The 21,138-nt window shown below is 44.4% G+C and carries 14 protein-coding genes and 1 tRNA gene; 4 read left to right on the forward strand and 11 right to left on the reverse strand.

Going from position 1 to position 21,138, the window contains the following annotated elements:
* The first annotated feature begins 475 nt into the window (after window positions 1-475).
* From HB679_RS00770 to HB679_RS00780, 3 genes are read left to right on the forward strand one after another with little or no spacing between them, the layout of a single operon-like run.
* Window positions 476-8,362, forward strand: a complete 7,887-nt coding sequence (locus tag HB679_RS00770; protein WP_214070033.1) for a gliding motility-associated C-terminal domain-containing protein — start codon at window positions 476-478, stop codon at window positions 8,360-8,362.
* Window positions 8,359-9,354 carry a PorP/SprF family type IX secretion system membrane protein gene (locus HB679_RS00775; RefSeq protein WP_214070034.1) on the forward strand — a complete coding sequence of 332 codons (996 nt, stop codon included), beginning with the start codon at window positions 8,359-8,361 and terminating at the stop codon, window positions 9,352-9,354. The genes HB679_RS00770 and HB679_RS00775 overlap by 4 nt, the downstream gene beginning before the upstream one ends.
* Window positions 9,355-9,363: 9 nt before the next feature.
* Window positions 9,364-11,325: an OmpA family protein gene (locus tag HB679_RS00780; RefSeq protein WP_214070035.1), complete on the forward strand. Its 1,962-nt coding sequence runs from the start codon at window positions 9,364-9,366 to the stop codon at window positions 11,323-11,325.
* A 92-nt stretch (window positions 11,326-11,417) separates the two neighbouring features.
* Here HB679_RS00780 and HB679_RS00785 read toward each other — a convergent pair whose 3' ends face one another.
* Window positions 11,418-11,969: an ankyrin repeat domain-containing protein gene (locus HB679_RS00785; protein WP_214070036.1), complete on the reverse strand. Its 552-nt coding sequence runs from the start codon at window positions 11,967-11,969 to the stop codon at window positions 11,418-11,420.
* Between the two features lie 570 nt (window positions 11,970-12,539).
* On the opposite strand from HB679_RS00785, the gene HB679_RS00790 reads away from it, so the two are divergent.
* Window positions 12,540-13,886 (forward strand): phage integrase SAM-like domain-containing protein, encoded by a 1,347-nt coding sequence (locus HB679_RS00790; protein ID WP_214070037.1) that lies wholly within the window; start codon window positions 12,540-12,542, stop codon window positions 13,884-13,886.
* Between the two features lie 9 nt (window positions 13,887-13,895).
* On the opposite strand, the gene HB679_RS00795 is transcribed toward HB679_RS00790, so the two are convergent.
* The 10 genes from HB679_RS00795 to HB679_RS00840 form a co-directional block, all read right to left on the reverse strand.
* Window positions 13,896-13,967: transfer RNA gene (locus HB679_RS00795), tRNA-Arg, on the reverse strand.
* A 118-nt stretch (window positions 13,968-14,085) separates the two neighbouring features.
* Complete coding sequence (gene traN, locus HB679_RS00800; protein WP_214070038.1) at window positions 14,086-14,988, reverse strand: conjugative transposon protein TraN; 903 nt, start codon at window positions 14,986-14,988, stop codon at window positions 14,086-14,088.
* 12 nt (window positions 14,989-15,000) lie between these two features.
* Window positions 15,001-16,155 (reverse strand): conjugative transposon protein TraM, encoded by a 1,155-nt coding sequence (traM, locus tag HB679_RS00805; RefSeq protein WP_214070039.1) that lies wholly within the window; start codon window positions 16,153-16,155, stop codon window positions 15,001-15,003.
* 2 nt (window positions 16,156-16,157) lie between these two features.
* Complete coding sequence (locus HB679_RS00810; protein WP_214070040.1) at window positions 16,158-16,589, reverse strand: hypothetical protein; 432 nt, start codon at window positions 16,587-16,589, stop codon at window positions 16,158-16,160.
* Complete coding sequence (gene traK / locus HB679_RS00815; protein ID WP_214070041.1) at window positions 16,567-17,181, reverse strand: conjugative transposon protein TraK; 615 nt, start codon at window positions 17,179-17,181, stop codon at window positions 16,567-16,569. Before traK ends, HB679_RS00810 begins: the two co-directional genes overlap by 23 nt.
* Window positions 17,182-17,196: 15 nt before the next feature.
* Window positions 17,197-18,360 carry a plasmid transfer protein gene (locus tag HB679_RS00820; protein WP_214070042.1) on the reverse strand — a complete coding sequence of 388 codons (1,164 nt, stop codon included), beginning with the start codon at window positions 18,358-18,360 and terminating at the stop codon, window positions 17,197-17,199.
* A 1-nt stretch (window position 18,361) separates the two neighbouring features.
* Window positions 18,362-19,141: a hypothetical protein gene (locus HB679_RS00825; RefSeq protein WP_214070043.1), complete on the reverse strand. Its 780-nt coding sequence runs from the start codon at window positions 19,139-19,141 to the stop codon at window positions 18,362-18,364.
* The gene (locus HB679_RS00830) at window positions 19,138-19,809 is read right to left on the reverse strand and encodes a hypothetical protein (RefSeq protein WP_255547508.1); all 672 of its coding nucleotides are present in this window, start codon (window positions 19,807-19,809) and stop codon (window positions 19,138-19,140) included. The genes HB679_RS00825 and HB679_RS00830 overlap by 4 nt, the downstream gene beginning before the upstream one ends.
* The gene (locus tag HB679_RS00835; protein ID WP_214070044.1) at window positions 19,806-20,471 is read right to left on the reverse strand and encodes a hypothetical protein; all 666 of its coding nucleotides are present in this window, start codon (window positions 20,469-20,471) and stop codon (window positions 19,806-19,808) included. Before HB679_RS00835 ends, HB679_RS00830 begins: the two co-directional genes overlap by 4 nt.
* Window positions 20,468-21,133, reverse strand: a complete 666-nt coding sequence (locus tag HB679_RS00840; RefSeq protein ID WP_214070045.1) for a hypothetical protein — start codon at window positions 21,131-21,133, stop codon at window positions 20,468-20,470. Before HB679_RS00840 ends, HB679_RS00835 begins: the two co-directional genes overlap by 4 nt.
* Window positions 21,134-21,138 lie beyond the last annotated feature (5 nt).

A 21,138-nucleotide genomic window follows, 5' to 3' on the forward strand; every position in this document is an offset into this window, starting at 1 on the left:
CCATTTTGATTTCGAATGCGGGGGTTAAATGAATGGTTTTCAATAATACCAAATTTTAGTAGGGTGTTTATAATTGACTTTATATAAAAATAAAAAAATTATTTATATAAAAAAATAATTTCGTTTTAATTTAAAATTAGCTCATTTACAGTCTTTTACGCATATAAAATAGAGATATTTAATAACCTAGATGTACTCCTATTAGGAATGAAAAAATCTAATTTTATTATAGAGCAGCAAATAAGCGGTATTGCTCATGTCTACACAACCTTTAGTTGTATCATTTTTATTACAAATGGAAAGTAGTGGTTACTGAACGGGTTTTATTTGATCGAATATACTAGATGATGAACGGAAGTGAACATTTTTTTTAAAATGGCATTTTAAAGATTTTACTGAATTGAAATGAACAAACTGTAGCAGACGCACTTGGTAGGGTGTTAGTAATTTTAAATCGCATTTAAACCATTACTACATGAAAATAACCTCTACTTTTTACCGTTACTGCTTACTGTTATTTATCTTCTGTGCATCTCCGTTCATTAGTCGTGCACAACAGATTTATGCTACAACACAGCATACAGGCGCAACAGGGCTATTATGTCTTAACTGCACAGTTAGTAATGCAGCGGCAGCTGCAGACGGCAATCTCCAAAGTTTTTCAACATTAAATGTAAGTGTAGGTATAGCTGCAACAACTTACCAGGAACTTATTTTTCCAGGTAGTGCAGTTGCAGCAAACACGCCGGTGTCAATAAAGCTTGGCAGCGGCGATCATTTACTTAGTCTGACGGCCCTTGGCGGCATAACGGTTCAGGCATATAATGGAAGTAACGCTGTTGGGGCTGCCCTAACTGCTTCGACCTTAGTAAATGTGGCCAGTAACAATAATGAGGTTGAAATAAAGTTTGCACCATCAGGAGCATACGACAGGGTGCGGGTAACACTTAATGGCGGCCTGTTAGGTGCATTAAGTAGTATATATTTATATGAAGCCTTTTATTTTGGTCCTACCGCTGTACCATGTAATACAGCTATAGATGAGATCCATGGGTCATCATCTGCGATATTAGGTTTAGGTGTCAATATTGGTGGCGTAGTTAATCCGCTACAATCATTTGATGGAAACGTTACTACATTCGCGACATTAAACGCGGGAGTGGGTGTAGTAGGTGCTTCTACACAACAAACCTTAATATATCAGTCGCTTTCAGTAATAGGCGATTCGGTAAAGGTAATTATGGGCGTACCATCGGCATTGCTTGCCGCGAGTGTTTTATCTAATGTATCGGTTACAAGTTTTAATGGAAACGTTAGTAATAATGATGCTCAGACGGTTAGTTCGGGCCTACTTAATTTACAACTGCTTGACCTCACAAACAATGTGCAGCGGTTTTCAATAACCTATGCGCCGACAAAAATATTCGACCGGATACAGGTAGCGCTGGGCGGGGGGATTGCCAATGTATTGTCCTCATTAAATGTTTATGAAATAGAGCGGATAATACCCAAACCTGTTATTAAATACAATAACGTAGCCACCAGTAATGTACAGTTATGCGCCGGCAGTGCAGCTACCTTGACAGCTACTGCTGTACCAAATACCACATTTAACTGGTATACCGCTGCTACCGGCGGCACCGCATTTTTTGTAGGCGGTAGTTATACAACACCGGCTTTAAATGCAACCACAACTTATTATGTATCTGCAAGCCGGGCGGGTTGTTCAGAAGAATCAGCCAGAACGCCTGTTACTATAACGGTGAATCAAATACCGGCAGCACCTGCGGTTATTAATAGTGCGGTAACGGTGTGCCCGGGGCAACCGGCCACTTTTGCTGCTACTCCTGTTACCGGTGTCACTGTTAATTGGTATGCAGCTGCCACTGGCGGAACACCAATTTTTACAGGTAATAATTTTACAACCGGTGCATTAACAGCTAACGCAACTTATTATGCCGAGGCTGTTGCCGGCGGAACTTGCGTAAGCCCAACCCGCACGGCGGTAACGGCTACTGTAAGCGCACTGCCAGACGTGCCTACATTAACCTCGCCAACTACTACAATTTGCGATGGCGACGTAGCGGTATTATCAGTTACCGGTGTAAGTGGGGTTACTTATAACTGGTATACTGCTGCAACCGGCGGAACGCCAATATTTACAGGTGTAAACTTTACTACTCCTGTTTTACATGCTAACACTAATTATTTTGTTGAGGCAGTTAATGCCACCGGTTGTAATAGTACCACACGTGCACAAGCGACGGTGACTGTACAGCCTAAACCAGCCGATCCGGTACTTGCTGCCAACAGCTTAACCATAACAGCGGGCCAGAGTGCTACTATATCAGTAACAAACTCTCAAACCGGTATCGTTTATAATTGGTATACATCTGCTACAGCGGCAACTCCTGTGTTTGCTGGAGTAACTTATGCAACTCCGGCACTGTATGCTACTACAACATATTATGTAAGTGCTACCAATTCAACCGGCTGTCAATCGGCAAACCGTACAGCAATAACTATTAACGTAAATATCAATAATAACTCGCCTTGTACATTTGCCAACGCGCAAACCAATACAACCAGCGGTATCCTATGTATCGGATGTAGTGTTGAAAATCCTGCTTTGGCTACAGACGCCGATACAACAACAGCATCAACTTTACATGTGCCTATAGGTTTATTGGGTGGATATGTTGAACAGCAACTTCAATTTCAACAAGCAGGCTTCGCCGGCGATACCGTTAAATTGGTATTTCAGAGTCCGGTTAATTTGGCCGATGTTGGTTTGTTAGGCAGCATTTCTGTTACACTATATAACGGTGCAACACCACTAACCACTTATACGCTTGATAATTCTCTTTTAACCCTGCGATTATTAGGGTCTGGTAATAAATATGCCGTATTCATTCCTGCTACAGGGGCTTATGATAGGGTGGCCATCAGGCTTAATTCGGGAGTGGCTACGTTGTTGAATGCTTTGCAGATCTATTATGCTGTTCAGCAATATCCTAAAGTGATTTTTGCTAATGCCAATCCAGAAATTTGTAAAGGCAGCCCGGCAACATTAAGCATTACAGGTCCTGCAAATGGATCTTTCAAATGGTATGATCAACCTGTAAACGGCACATTATTATCAAGCACCACCAGTTATACAACCGGCCCTTTAAATGCAAATACAACTTACTATGTTGAATATAGCCGTGGCACTTGTGTCAGCCCAACACGTTACCCAATACAAGTATTGGTTAATGATCCGCCGGTAAAGCCTGCGGTGGCTCCAACTACTACTGCCATATTCGCTGGCCAAACGGCAACGTTTACCGCCACATCGGTTAACAACGCAGTTATAAACTGGTATGATGCAGCTACCGGCGGCAATTTGGTGCACACCGGCACAACGTTTACAACGCCGGCTTTAAGCGCTAACACAAGCTACTATGCAGAAGCGGTTACCGGTACATGTCCGTCGCCAGACAGAACTAAGGTTGATGTAACGGTAACACCAGTAGTAATTCCTGATGTTACAGTTACGCCGCCAACCCAATCAATTAATCAGGGCATTTCGGCCAGTTTAACAGCATCGTCAACAACACCTAGCGTTAAATTTAATTGGTATACCCAACCAACAGGAGGTACCAGCGTATTTACAGGTGCAACCTTTAACTCGCCAAACCTTTTTGCTAATACAACTTATTATGCCGAAGCTCAGGTTATAGCTACCGGCGCCATATCAGCAACCCGCGCAAGTGGGATTGTTACGGTAAACAATCCACTGGTAGATCCGGTACATTGCGACGCTGCTATTGATCAAACTTCGGCAACTACCGGTCTGCTTTGTTTAGGCTGCGCAGTTAATAATGCCGCGGCGGCGGTCGACGCAGATCGTAATACTTTCTCACAAATTAGTGTTCCGGTAAGCTTGTTAGGTAATTATGCCGAACAAACTTTGCGTTTTGCAGGCACAGGCCGCGCAGGCGACAGTGTTGTAGTTGAGCTAGGTATACCTGGCTCACTATTAAGTGCAGGAGTACTTTCACAAATAAGCCTGGCTACCTATAATGGTGCCACTTATAATAACGACCGTTTCAATGTAAACGGAGCATTATTGACAATTAACTTATTAAACGGAACCAATCGTTTCAGAGTAGTGTTTAAAGCCGGTGCCGATTTTGATCGTGTTGAAATTAGATTAAACGCGGTAGTAGCAAATGTTTTAAGCGCTGTCAACGTATATGACGCTTATCAGGAAGTTGCTGCACCGGTTATAGCTGTTCCAGCCGTAACTGCATGTGCCGGAACACAGGTAACGCTTGCAGCTACGGTACCAAGCTACGTAACTGTAAAATGGTATACTTCTGCCACAGGTGGAACGCCTGTATTCGCCGGAACGTCGTTCACTACCCCAGTTTTATCAACCACTATAACCTATTACGCCGAAGCCAGCAGAACAGCTGATGGATGCGTACAGGGTGTACGCACCCCGGCAACAGTTACCGTTACTCCAATACCTGATGCGCCAATAGTAGCCGTGCCTAACGTAACCGTATGTTCTAGTCAGGTTGCCAGCTTTACACCACAACCGGTAAATGGTGTAACTTTTAACTGGTATACAGCGGCAGTAGGCGGCACACCAATATTTACCGGCCCTACCTATACAACTGCTCCGCTAAATGCAACAACTTCTTATTATGTCGAAGCAAGCGGTACCGGCTCATGCGGAAGTTCAACCCGTACACAGGTAACGGCTACCGTTACTACTACTCCGGTCGTTCCGGTGGTGCCAGCCGGCCCTGTACAGGTGTGTGCAAACTCGGTAACTGTTTTAACAGCTACATCGCCACAACCAGGAGTTACCTTTAACTGGTATACCGCCTCAACAGGCGGCACGCCAATATTTGTAGGTCCACAGTTTACAACACCAACATTAACGGCTAATATTTCTTACTTTGTAGAGGCTGCTTCTGGTACCTGTACCAGCCCAACAAGAGCTGAGATAGATGTTGTTGTTAACCCGGCACCGGTTGCCCCGCTAGTTACAGTTACCGATGCAGGCGGACAAATAACTTCAGGCCAGGTGGCTCATCTTACTGCAACTTCAACTACGCCTGGAGTGGTGTTTAACTGGTACACATCGGCAACCGGCGGTTCGTCTTTCTTTGTAGGGCCTAATTATACTACACCAATTTTAACTTCAAATACAACTTACTATGTAGAGAGCGCGCTTACAGCAACAGGTTGTACCAGCCCTACACGTACTCAAATTACTGTAATAGTAAACCCTGTATTCTCCACTTCGTGCGATTTTGCTTCGTCTCAATTAAATAACGTTAGCGGATTATGTATCGGTTGTACTATAAATAACCCTAATAATGCAATTGATAACGATGTATCTAACTTTAGTCAATTAAGCGTACCTATCAGTGTGTTAGGCGCAAATGTATCCCAGCAATTAATATTTGCAGACCAGGGCATAGTTGGCGATACTGTTACAGTAAAACTTGAATTGCCGGTAAGTCTTTTATCAGTTGGTGTTTTAGATCAGCTGCAAATTCAATCTTATAACGGTGCAACAGCAAATGCAGACCAAATTGCTTTAAGTAGCAGTCTGATACGTTTGCAAATATTGCCAGGCGGTCAAAGCGCACTGGTTAAGTTTGCTCCGGGGGCTACGTTTGATAGGGTAGAGCTGAAATTCAGTTCGACTTTGGCATCTTTATTTAACACGGTTAATATTTACTATGCCAGCAAACAAGTGGCACCACCACAACTGCCAAATAGTACGGTAAATATTTGCGCTAACAACGTAGCAACCTTTACGTTAACTAATACGCATGCAAATGTAACCTACACCTGGTACGATGCAGCTGTTGGCGGTAATGTAGTGCATACCGGTACCGATTATACCACCGGTCCGTTAACCGCTACTACTACTTTTTTTGTTGAAAGTAGCCGCACTGCAACCGGTTGCGTTAACCCAAATAGGGTAGCAGCAACAGTTAACGTAACCCCTGCCCCACAAAATCCAACGTTAACACAAAATAATTTACAAATATGTTCTGGCGATAACGTTATCCTATCGGTAACAAATGGCGCAGGAGCGACCATTAACTGGTATGATGCACCAACAGGTGGTACCTTATTATTCACAGGTAATAACTACCAGGTATCACCAATTGCAAATGCAGATTACTATGTTGAGTTTACTAACGGTACTTGTACAAGTTCTGCGCGTACGCATGCAACCGTACAGGTAAATCAGCGACCATCAAAACCAGGGACTCAATCTACCAATGTACAAACTTGTGCAGGCAGCCCTGCTACCTTACAGGTTGCTAATGCAGAAAACGGTGTAACCTATAATTGGTATGATGCAGCAGTAGGCGGTAATCTGGCTTTCACTGGTGCTACCGTTACCACAGGCAACATCAGCCAAAATACAACTTACTTTGTTGAAGCTGTTAATACAACAACTTTGTGTGTTAACAACGGGGGCCGTACCGCGGTAAATGTTACTATATCTAACCAGGTTAATGCGCCAACATTAGATGCTACGCAAACAGCAGTTTGTAGTGGTGGTAATGTGGCTATAAGTGTTGTAAACCCGATAGCCGGTTTGCAATACAAATGGTACGCAGATGCCACTGGCGGAGCGCCAGTATTTATCGGCACCACTTATAACATCCTTAACATAACCGCTAATGTTTCTTACTATGTAGAAGCAGTAAACAGTACCGGTTGCGTAAGCGATACCCGTACCAGAACGGACATCACTGTCAATCCTGTTCCGCCGCCGCCAACTGTATCTAGCCCTTCGGGCGGTTTAAGTGTTTGCGAAGGCAGCGCTGCTACGCTAACAATAAGCAACCCTCAGGCAGACCAGGTTTACAGATGGTTTGACGCGCCCGTTAACGGAACATTATTATACGTGGGTACACAGTTTGTTACTCCAGCTTTAACAACAACTACTAAGTATTATGTTCAGGCTTCTGACGCAGGTATGTGTAGTTCATCAACACTGGCCGAGGTAACCGTTACTATCAACGCTATACCGGCTGATCCAACTGTAAACAGTAACAACCCTGTTGTTTGCTATGGCAAGGCAGCAACATTAAGTATAACTTCGCCTGTAGCTGGCGTTGTTTATAACTGGTACGACTCGCCGGCACGTGCAAACCTGTTATTTGTTGGTACAACTTATGTAACAGATCCTATCACAACAACTACTAATTACTATGTAGCGTCTGCAAATACAGCAGGCTGTACAAGTGGCAACCTGGTGCAAATACAGGTAACTACGGAGGATCTGCCGCAAACGCCAATTATCGCCAATGGCGCTTCGGTGTCAACTTGTACAGGTTCAACTGTAACATTGACTATTGGTAACCCGCAACCTGGTTATACCTATAACTGGTACAGTGTATCGGCTGGTGGTACTGCTTTGGGTACAGGTAACAGCTTCACGGTTAATAACGTCAACTCAAGTATTATTTACTATGCCGAGGCTGTTAACGCAACCGGCTGTAGCAATTCAACACGTGCATCAGTAAGTGTTACAGTTGTACCTCCGCCGGGCGCACCACAGTTGGCTGCAAATAATGTCAGCGTATGTCCGGGTACTGCCGCTACCTTATCGGTAACTAATAATGATCCTAACATCAGCATTAAATGGTATAGTGATGCGGCTGCTACAAACTTGTTAGTTGCAGGCAACAGTTTTACAACTCCAGCCTTAAATGCCGATGCTACTTATTATGCACAGGCAACAAATAGCACCGGTTGTATATCAGCAGTAACTACGGCAACCGTAACCATAACACAGCCACTTGTGGCGCCGATAGTAACTGTGGGTACAACTACGGCATCGAGCGTAACCTTCCAATGGAACGCCATTACAGATGCAGTTGAATACCAGGTAAGCCTTGATAAAGGAGCCACGTTTACAAGCGTCGGCACGGCATCAAGCTACACAGCATCGGGCCTTCAGCCAAACCAAAGCGTGACCATTATAGTGCGGGCGGTAAGCCTATGCCAGCCTGGTGTTAACTCGCAGGCGGTTACAGGCAAATCAAGCAATCCGTTTGGCGATGGAATTTTTGTGCCGAATGCCTTTACACCAAATGGCGATGGTAAGAATGATATTCTATATGTATATGGTACTAACATTAAGAGTGTAAGCCTTTGGATCTACGATCAATGGGGCGAGTTACAATTTAAGTCGGCCACACAAGGCAGCGGATGGGATGGTACCTATAAAGGCACAGCCCAGCCGGTAGGCGTCTACGTTTACTACGTCGAAGCCACCATGAATGATGGTCAATTAATCACTAAAAAAGGAACAGTTACACTAATACGATGAGAAGAATAATATTAATAGCGGCCATACTACAGGTAGTTATAGCCGGTTCGCTAAAAGCGCAGATAGATCCGCATTTTTCACAGTACTACGCCTATCCCATGTGGCTAAACCCTGCTCTTACAGGGGTAATAAATGGAGATGCAAGGGTAACTGCGAATTATAAGAATCAATATGCAGATATCAATAACGCTTATAAAACCACCGCTGTATCTGCCGATATGCGTACTGACAGAGGTGTAGGTTTAGGATTAAACATACTTAATCAGGCGGCGGGCGACGTAGGCTTTAATTATTTTACGGCCTACGCCAACTTTGCCTACAGTGTAGCAGTATCAAATGATGAAAACCAGCGGGTAAGTTTTGGTTTACAGGCCGGTATAATTAACCGCAGCTTTGATCAAAGTAAATTGCAGTTAGGCAACCAATACGACCCTATAACAGGTTTTAACCCTGGTATGGCATCTGGCGAAACATTTTCTAGCAACGCGGCGACTGTTTTTGACGCGGGCGCGGGTGTTTTTTATTATGATGGCGATCCTACAACTACCGCAAACTTGTTTGGTGGCCTAAGCGTTGGCCACCTTTCCAGACCCAAGGACCCGTTTGCTGCGCAAGGAACAGACAGCCGGATACCAATACGCTATACTTTCCAGGCCGGTTTACGCATCAAAGCAAGCGATATGTTTGACATCACACCGCACGCCATTTATATCAGGCAGCAAAATGCGCAGGAGAAAGCATTAGGCGCTTACTCTGAAATTAAGTTGCCTAATAATAACGGATTAATTATAGGCGCAATGTACCGTTTCCAGGATGCCGCAATTGCTAACGTTGGTTATGATGTCAAGAATTTTATTATCGGCGCGAGTTATGATTTTAATACCTCGTCGCTTAACAGAGCAACCAACTCACTTGGGGGCGCTGAGCTATCTATCAGCTACGTGTTCCGCAAACGTGTTAATCAACCAGATCCTATCTGTCCAAGACTTTAATTCACATCTATGAAAAAGCTCCTACTAACAACTCTAATATCTTTCCTTGTTATCACTGCATACGCGCAACTGGACGTTTCAAATAAAATATTGGGCGATAACTCCTTTAAAAAGAAGGACTACTATGCAGCTGCTTATTTTTACAAAAAGGCCGCAGACAATATACATGCTGCGCCCGAAAAAGCGCTGCCTTACCGGTCGCAACTAAGAGACAAGGTAAAACCAAAAGATGTTAATACTACCGAACTGTATTTTATGCTGGCCGAGTCGTACCGCATGTACGATAATTACCTGGACGCAGAGCCGTGGTACTACAAGGTTGTAACAGAAAAACTCGAATCCAAATATCCACTTGCTCGTTTGTGGTATGGCGTGTGCTTAAGGGCCGATCAGCATTTTGATGAATCAATCAAACAATTAAAGCAGTTTTTAGACGGTTATAATGGCGATGCTCAATACATTAGCCTGGCAAAAAAAGAGATCCATACTTGCGAGTTTGCAAAAGCAGAATACGAGTATCCTGCGTTGATTGAGCCGGTTAAAATGAAAGGTGTCTGGAATGCTGATGGATCTAACTATGCGCTTACTAAAAGAGATGGTAGTTACGTTTTTACCTCTTCAAGAATGATTAAGGATGATAAAAGGCATCTTAACAGAATCTATAAAATAAGTGGCGACAACCAGGTTATACCAGAAATGGTAACCTTTAAAAAAGATGAGAAAAAGAATGAGCTGGAGTACGGTACCTCGGCTATGGACCCTACAGGAAAACGGATGTATTTGAGCCGTTGGTACAAAGACGGGGCAAAAACTATTTACGGAATATATTTGAGTGAGCTTAAAAACGGCGAGTGGGGAACGCCCGTTAAGTTAAATAGTAATATCAATGTTGATGGGTTTAAATCTATCCAGCCATTTATTACAGCCGATGGTAAGCGCATGTTCTTTGTATCTAATAAACCGGGCGGCCAGGGTGGCGATGATATCTGGGTGAGCAATTTAGACGACAATGGTATGCCTACCAATTCGAGCAATTTAGGGCGTACAATTAATACGCCTTATGACGAAGAAGCGCCATACTTTGAACAATCGACAAAGCGGTTAATTTATAGTTCGAAAGGGTTTACCGGTTTAGGTGGATTTGACTTTTTTGAAAGTACCGATAATATAACCAGTTGGTCTGAAGCTAAAAATATGGGCTATCCCATGAACTCGGCTAAAGATGATATCTATTATTATCCTGATAAAAACGATGCGAAGAAATTTTACGTCAGCTCCGATCGCGAATCTGACTGCTGCCTTGATTTGTTCGAAATGCACGATAAGCGTCATGAACTTGGAGGCATTGTTATTGACTGTGAAACCAATAAACCTCTGGATAGCGCAAGAGTTAGCTTTATCGACTCTTTAACGCAAAAAGTGTTGAAAGAGGAGATAGTAAGTGCCGACGGCAAATACTCATTCAGCGTTAAAACAACCAGGCCTTATAATATAAAATTAGAGCATAAAGGCTATTTTACCAAAGTGCTGTCCATCCCGTCATCGGGAAGAATGGTGGCCGACACACTGGTTAATGCCGACGTTTGCCTGCAGCCATTCAAGGTTAATAAGCCTATGGTCATCAAAAATATATTGTATGATTTTAATAGTGCTAATCTACGCGACGAATCAAAAACAGTATTGAACGATATCATTAAAATATTGAAAGATAACCCCAAGATCAAGATTGAGCTGGCAGCGCATACAGACTCTATTGGTAGCGATGCCTATAATAACAAACTATCGCAAGATAGGGCACAGGCGTGTGTTGATTATATCACTCAAAATGGGATAATAACAGATAGGATTTTTGCCAAAGGTTACGGAAAAACAAAACCGATAGCGCCAAATTCATTACCTAACGGAAAAGATAATCCGGATGGTAGACAACTAAACCGTCGTACAGAGTTTACGGTGTTAAAGTTGGAATAATAAGTATTGAACAAAGAGGAGGTTAGAGTTTTTTTTGTTCATGTGAGCGGGTAGGCTAGTACTATCCGCTTTACTTATTTTAAAACCCGGTATTATTTACCAGTTTCTTTCTGATTTGCAGGTACAGTACCATCTAACAAATTAATAGCATCGGCATTTTGGGTTTGTCTAGCGTAATCTAAAGCTGATTTGTCTTGATTATCTTTAAAATTTGCTTTAGCACCGTAAGCCAATAATACTTTAACCGCAGTAGCATCGCCGATAGCGGCAGCTGTGATCAGGGCTGTTTGGCCTTCGTTGTTTTGAACGTCAAAATTTGGGTAATGACTAACGATGTAATAAAGTTCTTCGGTGTTTTTGCTGCTGCATGCATACATTAATGCAGTCTGGCCGCTTTTGTCTTTAATGTCGATATTGGCATCTTTTTCCAATAGTAGCTTAACAATTCTGTCCTGTCCGGTTTTTACAGCATTGATTAAAGGAGTGCTACCATTTGCATCTTTGAGGTTAACATCAACATTACTGTTTTTTAGTAAGAATTTTACAGCCAACGCGTCATGCGAATCGATTGCTGTAAACACGTTTTGCGCTTTGAGGGAGAGGCACGTGACTGCCAATGCGCTTGAAAGAATGATTTTTTTCATTTTTAATTTGAGTTAGGGGGTTAATTATTTCCTGCAATTACGGAAAAAGTGATTTCCGTGTTGCGAATAAAACCACAACCAAAAGGAGTATGAAAAATTAAAGTGCTGAATATTTTGGTATCCAAATTAAATTCTACAAAATAAAAAAGGAAGATATTTTAACAACGAATAGCTATTCTTAATGAAAAAGTCATAAAAAATTGATCGATAAAATACGCTATGGAGGAAATGAAAAACCACGGATTTCTACTTGGTAAATTGATGTTTATGACATTAAAATGACAAAGTAAGATAATGTCAGACCCTTATTTTAGCCTTGAGGAGGTTGATGGATTATTAAAAGTGCTCCCGACGAGATTCGAACTCATATCGATGGTACCGGAAACCACGTAACACAGGATTTTTATCCGACTCTAAAAAAATATAAAATTTTCTAAAAAAGTGCGTTTTTAGCCAAAAAACGCATATTTTTGTATTGTAAGACGGTTTAAAAAACGTAAAATTCGACAGGCAAAATTGTCGAATTTTACGAAAATGTTTTACAAATGTTTTACTAAAAGGGGAGAGGCAATGGCAACAGTAAAGGCGTTGGTTTTAAAACATAATGAAAAATCTGACGGTACTTTTAACGTCAAGATTCGTATAACTCATAAACGGGTATCAAGGTACTTGGACACGGATCATTTTGTATCGCAAAAACAGCTAAATAAGAAAAATGCGATCAAGGATAATATCATCATTTTACAGGTCGACAAAACTGTCAACAAACATCGCAGGAGCATTGGCGAACTTGACGGGAGGATTGATCAGATGACATGCGATCAAATTGTCGATTTTGTAAAGAACAATAAAAAGGAGATTGATTTTATTGAGTTCAGCCGTGCACACGTTAATCGCTTGAAACTAGAAAAGAACAAAGGGACATCAAATTTCAGGGCGGTGATTAATAGCCTGGTTGACTATTTTGGCAGGGAAAGGATTTACATTTCAGAAATCACCACCAATATGCTCCGCCAGTATGAGCAATATTTGCTGAAGCCGCGTAAACTGGTGCGACAAAGCAGGGGAGAGAAGCTGTCCATAAAGATTAGCCCCGGCTTATCATCAAGCGGCTTACATAATCATATGCGAGATTTGCGAAGTCTTTTCAATGTCGCCAGAGATACTTTCAATGATGAAGATTTGGGAATCATCAGGATCGTTCATTATCCATTTAAAAAGTATAAAATCGTCAAACGTCCTGAGACGCCAAAAAAGAATTTGGATGTCGATCAGGTTTTAACCATCCGGGATCATGAGTGTGCACCAGGCTCGATGAAAGAGCTTGCGAGTGAACTTTTTATGCTTTCTTTTTACACCTGCGGCACTAATTCGGTCGATTTTTACCAGATGGACGAGACTAATATCAGAAACGGCAGGCTCGAATATATGCGTTCAAAGACTGAAGGTAAGCGAATTGACCGGGCATTTATAAGTATTAAGATTATAGACGAAGCCAAGCCTCTGGTAGAGAAGTATATTGGAAAATTGCAACATCGATTTGCCACAAGCGTTGGCTTATCTACCGCATTAAGTAATGGGATGAGAAAAATAAGGGAGGATGAGGGGTTACCAAAGGTGACTTTTTATTGGGCGCGAAGTATTGTAGCTACTTGGGCCAGGAATAAGTGCCGCAAAAGCAAAGACGATATCGCGATGATGCTGAACCATGTTGACGAAGGCAGGAAGACCACGGATATTTATATCGAGAAAGACTGGTCGATAATTGATGAAGTTCAGGAAGCGGTGACTTTAATCATTCGTCACCTCAAGAAAAAAGATAAACAGGAGCGACTAAATCCAGCGGTTAGTTTCATGAGTAGTATCAATTTGATGCCGCTAAGCCGGGAAAAAGAAAAGCCTTTAGCAATCTGCTAAAGGCTTTCGTGTTCCCGACGAGATTCGAACTCATATCAGCTGAACCGGAATCAGCAATTCTATCCATTGAACTACGGGAACTCCTTGTTGCCGCAAATATAGTTTATTTCCCAGTCTTTGAAAATTTAGCAGTGCGTTTATAACACTATTTTCGCTGTGAAAATTCTACATCTAAAAGCGGCGGCGGCGATTTTGCCGTTTATGCCAGCACCAAAAGAACCATGCCCATGAACCTACGCCAATGGCATAACCGATTAATGGTTGATGTTGGTTCAATCACATCCGCATCCAGTACATCTTTATAAGGGATAGACAGGGTTATAATACGTCCCGACAACTGCTTTTCGCTGAGCTCGATATGCAATAACTTATTGCCGGGAAAGGTGAACTTTTTAAACACAAACACATTCCGGTAACGCTTTTTAAAACCCGCAACATCAAATAAGGCCAATTCAGGCTTGATCTCCAGCGACTGCACCGTCGAGGCCTTCGTTATCTTCTTATCGTCTACCTTGAACCGCAACTCATCAATATCATAGGCCAGCTTCGACCCATTCTCATAACCCAAATCCAAAAACACATAGTCACCCAAGGTGTAGATGTGATAAAGCTGCGCTTTGATCCCATAGGCTTTGCTTTGTTCCAGATGGCGCTCTGGCTTTTGAGCAAAAACATCGACCGCGTAGCCTCTCAATTCTTTTTGCGATAAGCTAATTCCGGGGAAATCCAACAGCCGCATATCTGCGGGTACAATCTCAATATTACTCTCAATTGCGCCGCCGTTTGGCGGCGAATAAACTACCCGGTACTGCGCCAGGAACTTTTCGCCCGCGATCGTAACCACCGCATCACTGGAACTTTGCAGTGTATCCGTTTTATATTTCAGCCGGACGATATTCTTGACAGGCAGATCGCCGACAAGGTTTTTAGCGGAGATGTCTACATACTGGATATTTTCCGGTGAAATAAAATGTATCGTACTATTCGCCGGCAAATAGACAATCGGAAGATCGGCCATATGTACACCCGAAGCTAAATTTGATTGGGCATACGAACCCAAGGCCAACATCAGGAGGCCGAACAATAAAAATGCTTTCTTCATAAAAAATGTGTTCTAATAAGATTTCTGTGAATTTTGCAGCGCCTGTGGGTCGATCAGATAGATATAAGAATTATACTTGATCTTCGCCTTATTCTTCCGGATCGCCGAAGCAATCGCCGATGAAGTCGATTGGAAAACCTTATCCACCGAACTCATCAAGAGTTGGCTCCCCGTCTCGGAGCCATTCGTAATATTGACCCCCTGCATCGAATTCCCGCCCAAATCCTTGGTAAAATCCCGGAACGCCGAGTTAGGAACGAACAAGCCGGGCAACCCATCCATATCGTACACCTCCAGCTTTACCGGCAGGATCTGGTTAGCCAGTAAGATCGATCTCACCAGCAGCGTCACCCGCTGTCCGCTGAATCCGTTGATCTCCGCATATAAGTAAGTACCCTTTGGCACCACAAACTTCCCCGCCTTGATCTCTTCCAGTAAACGCAGCCTAATCCTTGATCCTGCATAGCCGGTGACATTCTCGTCGATCATTGCCGAAATAAAACTGCTCTCGTTTCGAGGCATGACCGTGTTGAAATCTTCGGTTGCCACATCCGATTTGCTGACGGGCAAACTGACTTCCTTAGCTTTGAGATCGGCAATCCTTGAAACCTCTTTCTTTTTAGCTTGTTCAGCCTTATATTCCGGATCAGCCACTTTGGACATACTATCCATATAGGCCATCTGCGTTTTAAATAATTGCATCGGATCAGCGCTTTTTTCCACGGCCTTTTCCCTGACTGGGGCCGAAGAATTTTTAGCTTTCCAATTGTTTAATGCCTGTGCAAATGCCTGATCTTTCGGCGCGGCGGTCCTTACATTAAATTTGGCTTTCATCGCGTTATCGATCGAATCCAAACGAGCCTTCTCCAGTGCCGAATACCGGCTCGTAAACACCGGCCCTTTGGAATTATCATCGGTGATCGGCGAAACCGCTGTATTGCCATCGGTTTCTTTATAGGTATTCCGGAAAGCGTCCAGCTTATCCGTCAAGGACTTCTTGCGGACATCGGACGAGACCTCGCCCACATTATCCTGGATCCCGCCCTTTTTCGCTACGTTCCCCGTCTGCTTTTCTGCTTTGGCATGAAAAACATAAAAGAACAAACAAAGAAAGGGGAGGAGTATCAGCGGCAGGATGTAACGCGGCTGCTTAAAATTTATAGCCATAATTAATGATTAATTTGATGTTGTATTTGCCCCAAAGAGTCTAATGCCCCTTCCAGCGCTAAACTATCCGCATGATTCAATTTGCCCTTTGCCAAAAGCCCGGTTACTTCGGATTTTATTTGCAAGGTCCGTTTCAGGGCCGCGCCAGTAGCCAAAATGCGCTCAAACCCATCATCAAGAACCTTCTTTCTGCTAACTGGCTTTACCACCCCAACTTTACGCTGCGGAGTTGCAGGCTTTCTAAAAATCGTGAAACTCAACACGGCGGAAAGCAGTAAAAGCGCGAGCATGCCCCAGAAAAAGGGCTTAGGATTTTTTTGCAAAGCCAATTGAGTTTTGGCGCCTGCTGATTCAAAATAAGGAGAGAACTCCCGTTTTAATTCCGAATAAAGCGTGGCTTTCGGGTCGCGGTTAGAATGTATTTTTCTGAACATTTTGCAAATCTTTATTCTCCAAAGTCTTCCAGTTCGTGATCAGCACCCCATGCGGATTATTATCACTTCGCGGAATATCCTGCAAGTTCCCCTCCGTGACCAGCGAACGGATCACCGTCGAGGAACGCCGGTCGATCTTCAGCTTCCCATAGAACCGGAAATAATGCTTCGGCATATCCACCTGGATAGAATCCGTCTGCAAGGTCAGCACCGAACTGGAACTCAGGATCGAGGTAAAAAAGCCCTTCTCCTTCAAATCGTTGTATTGTTGCACCCCCGATTCATCAATCAGGTACATCGCCTTTTTCATCTGGTACTCGATATACTTATCATCCGGCGTCAGCGAAAAAAAGATCGAATGGAACAAATCGACGTGCGCCCGGTACTCCGCAGGCCGGTTTAGCTGCATATCTGTCTGCCGGGCAAGGATGGGTACGTTATTGTCCAGAATATAGATACTTCGCTGCGAGCCCGACACTAATTTGTACGCGTAGGCCCAGCCAACTACATCCATCAGCAAGGCAATAAACAAACTCCCAAGCGCAACGAAAGTTGCCAGCCGGACTTTGGCCTCAATATTTTTAATGAGCATGAAAAAAATGGATTGCTATAAAATGCTGCCCGAAGCGCGGCGGGCAACCGCAGCCATAGTGGAAGCACCACGGCCAAAGCTCGACGAAGCCGAACTGATCCCTGAAGTCGAAATGATCCAGGTCGAAATACTGGGCACCGTAAACATACAGATCGCCCCGATAAAGAACACGATGATCACCGTCCCGAAAGACAGCACCCCGTTACCCGCGAACACCGCCATCTTGGCCATCGTCGCGTTAGCATCATCCACCCTTAACAACTCCTGGTACTTACTGATCTCTGAAGACAAAGCATACTTCTGCATCAAAGCGCAGAGATACATCACCAAATAAGCGATACCCGAATACAGGTTAACCGACACGAAGCGCGCGACCCACGTCGAAAAACTATCCCGGAACGCCGGCAGGATACTCGCCGCAACCGCGAACGGCCCCAAAATGACCAGGATACTCGAATAAATGATCTGGATCATAAAGATGATGTAAACCGCGATCCGCAAAATCCAGATTCCCGCCAGCTCCAGCAACTGCGTCATCAATAACTGGATACTGATCGTCAGTCGCGCCTTCAGTTCCAATAAAGGCGCCACAACAGTACTAATACCCTCCTTGACCGTACTCGTCACCGCATCCCAGGCCTGACCATACCAGGTATCTGACTCTTTTGCCGCCACCTCGATTTGCGCCTGGAAGTTATACAAGGTATCGGCCACTTGCTTCATCAAATCCGCCCGCTGGAAACGTAAGTCATTGACATTATTCTGCTCGCTCTCGAACATCTCCTCGGTCTTGACCGCCACCTGGTCAGTAGGGAAGGCCACCACTTTCACAAAAGTGCCCCACCATAAAATCACCATTGCCAAACCGAAGGGTCGTAGCAGCGGCATGATCTCCATCCGCTTATCACCGGCCATCATCTCATAACTCTTGATCGCGAAAAAGATGATCATAAAAATGGCAGACAAAGCTTTGGCATCGGTAATAAACAGATCAAAATTCGACCAGATCGAGTCTTTGAGCCCCGCCAGAAAAGTCATGACCCCCGTCTCGTAAACGCCGTCCCCCTGCAAAAACTCCAGGGATTTCTCGTATTGTGGATTGGCCGCACTACCAGTCTGCGCCAGCGCCTCAGCAGCGCACCCCAAAAAAAGAATCAACCAACAAAAAAATCGCTTCATATCAATACTTTCTGTCTGTTAAAACTTTCTGTGCGATCTGCACATCCGTCTGCGGTGTCCAAACCAAACCACCCGCCGGATTATTCTTACCCTGCTGCTGCCGCTTCACCATCGCCAAATTCTTCGACGCAGTCGCCACCCGGTTCGCCCAAGTCGCCAAAAGCGTCCTGTACTCCTTCAAATACCGGTAATAAGCCATGATCCTTGACCCCCGGTCCATATCCGCCGTCCTTGCCCCATTGACCCGCTCTTTCAACATCGCCATCTCCTGACGGTACCAATCATAGATACCTTCGCTGACCACCGCTGAGCGCACATTGTTCGGCAATGATGCAAGGGTTGTCGCGTCATTAAAATTGGTTACCGGAGCCAGCACCTTACTGTAATACAATAACCACAAAGGATCGGCACCCGCCACCAAACCACTCTGTTCCGCCATGGAAGTCAAAGCCGTATTCCGCACCGTATCCGAATGCAGCTTATAATCATTGTCCACCGAGTTCATGGTGCCTACCAAAGCCAGCCGCTGCGTTTGGGGACCCGTTGCCGAAAGCGGCCGCAGGTCCGTCTTATGGTAGTTCGGCTCAAACAAACCCCAGGTCAGCCAGTAATAGGGATTCAAACTCAAAAACCCTTTTTTGGGTAAAAACTTGTCTTGATCCCATTGCTTGAACACCATGCGTTCTTCCTGATAACGTACCGCCTCATCATTAATAATTTGCTGTGCAAAAGCCCGGCAAATCAACAACGGTCCTAAAACCATTAATATCAAAATCTTCATTTGTTTAAATATTTAGCTTGCTGAATAATTTGTGCCGCAAATATTTTGTCCTGGTTGACAAAATTCTGCCATGGATTGAGCGTCTTTAAAAGGCCGCGCTCTTTTGCCCAGTACATCGTCTTCCAGGTCCCGTAAGCCATACTGTCGAGGATCTGCAATTGCTGGATCACTTTGCGCAATAACTGGTCGCGCCCGTTATAATCCGCCAACACATTGTTGCCTTCTTTCAATACATAACCGGACACATCACTGACCAACGTCACCGCTTTCGGGCCCATCTCGTTCTGCAGTTTGGAAGTCGTTAACAACAATGCGGGGTCGTCCTTGGCCAGTTCCATGGCTTGTCCCAAATAGTAAATGATATCGCTTGTGATCAAACCGATGTTTTTCACGGCCAGCCCGTCCTTCAAAGCCGAATTGACATTGGACAGCGCATTATAGATCATCGCCTGCGCCAAAATGACGGACCCCACATTGGTATTGACCTGCTCGATATTGTTATCAATCTTGCCTAAATACTGGTTATGCGTACTTTCCGCAGCGCTACGGGCGGCTTCATTCTCTACTACCGAAGTAAAATGCCAGGGATCAAACGCGATCATTTGCGCATACGCACCCCCAGCCGACGCCATCAGGCCAAAGGCAAAAACAAAAACAAAAAGTCTCATTTTCGTAAATATTTCGCGTTAGTAATAATATCATTGACGAGGTGCGTGTCCTGACTAACGAAGCTCTGGAATGGGTTGAGCGATTTAAGTAAGGCAGACAGGTTCGCGTATTGCACCGACCGTACTAAATTGTTGGACATATCCTGGATATTGCTCAGTTCCGATAGGACATAATCAAACAAAAGCTTTCGGTCCGACGATTTCATTTGATTGACATCGCCAATCGACAAAATCAACCCCGTCATATAGTTAATGAGCAGTTCCGAATGCTCCGCAAATTCGATCTCCGTCTGCAAAGCCAACGGCACAATCGCCGGATTCCGCTGCGCCAAACCATAAAGCTGCGACTGGCTACTGATGATACTGCTCACCATCGGCTCCGCCTGCAAGCCCACCTGCGCCGCACTGATCGCCGTCCCCAATAAAGAGTACCGGTTCTGCAACGTCCGGTACATTGTTTTCATCTTCACCAGCAACGTCCTGTTCGCCGTTTCATTCGCCGTAACCACCGCCTGGTCATTCCGCGCCGTATTCTGCAAACTGTTTTCCGATTTGGAATAACTCACCAACTGCAACAAACCAGGAATATCTAAAGCCTTCGTCTGTGCCACACAGGCCGACGCCATCAGGCCAAAGACCACCATAAAAAATAAAGCTCTCATCTCTTTAAATATTTAGCCTCCGAAATCACCGAATTAGCGATCCGCACATCCTGGTTCTCCCAATTCTGCCAGGGATTCAAAGACTTCCAAATCCCACGCATTTGCGCCCAATACATCGCCCGCTGCATCCCGTAAGCAATACCCCTTAAAATCCTTAGTTCACCCGCGATATGATTCAGCAACTTCCCCCGTTCCCCCGCATCCATCAAATTGTCGTTCCCACCCTTCAAAACATAGGTCCCGACGTCCGCCGCCAATGTAGCGGCCCGCTGCTCAAAATCACGCGCACCCTGCTCCGCAAACAATAACAACACCGGATCGCTCTTCGCAATCGTCACCGACTTCTCGACATCCCTGACAATATCCGTCCCGGTCTCCGCGATTTCCTTAATGCTATACAAGTTATTAATAACGGATGCCACCTGGCTCAAACCCGTATAGATCTTGTTCTGCAAATCATTCACGATTACCAATTGGCTACTCACCGCCAATTGCCCGCGGTTAATGGCGCTCAGATTATTATTGGTGGTATTGAGCTGACCGTTGATCACGGCGCTACTGGCCAGCATCGCACCCGAAGTTGTCGGATCCACCACCAGCTCCTGGGCGAACAAGCTGCCCCTCAAGGCAAGCAGCCAAAAAAATAGCAATAGCTTTCTCATAAAAT

It is taken from the genome of Mucilaginibacter sp. dw_454 (genome assembly GCF_018449775.1).
Taxonomy (GTDB): domain Bacteria; phylum Bacteroidota; class Bacteroidia; order Sphingobacteriales; family Sphingobacteriaceae; genus Mucilaginibacter.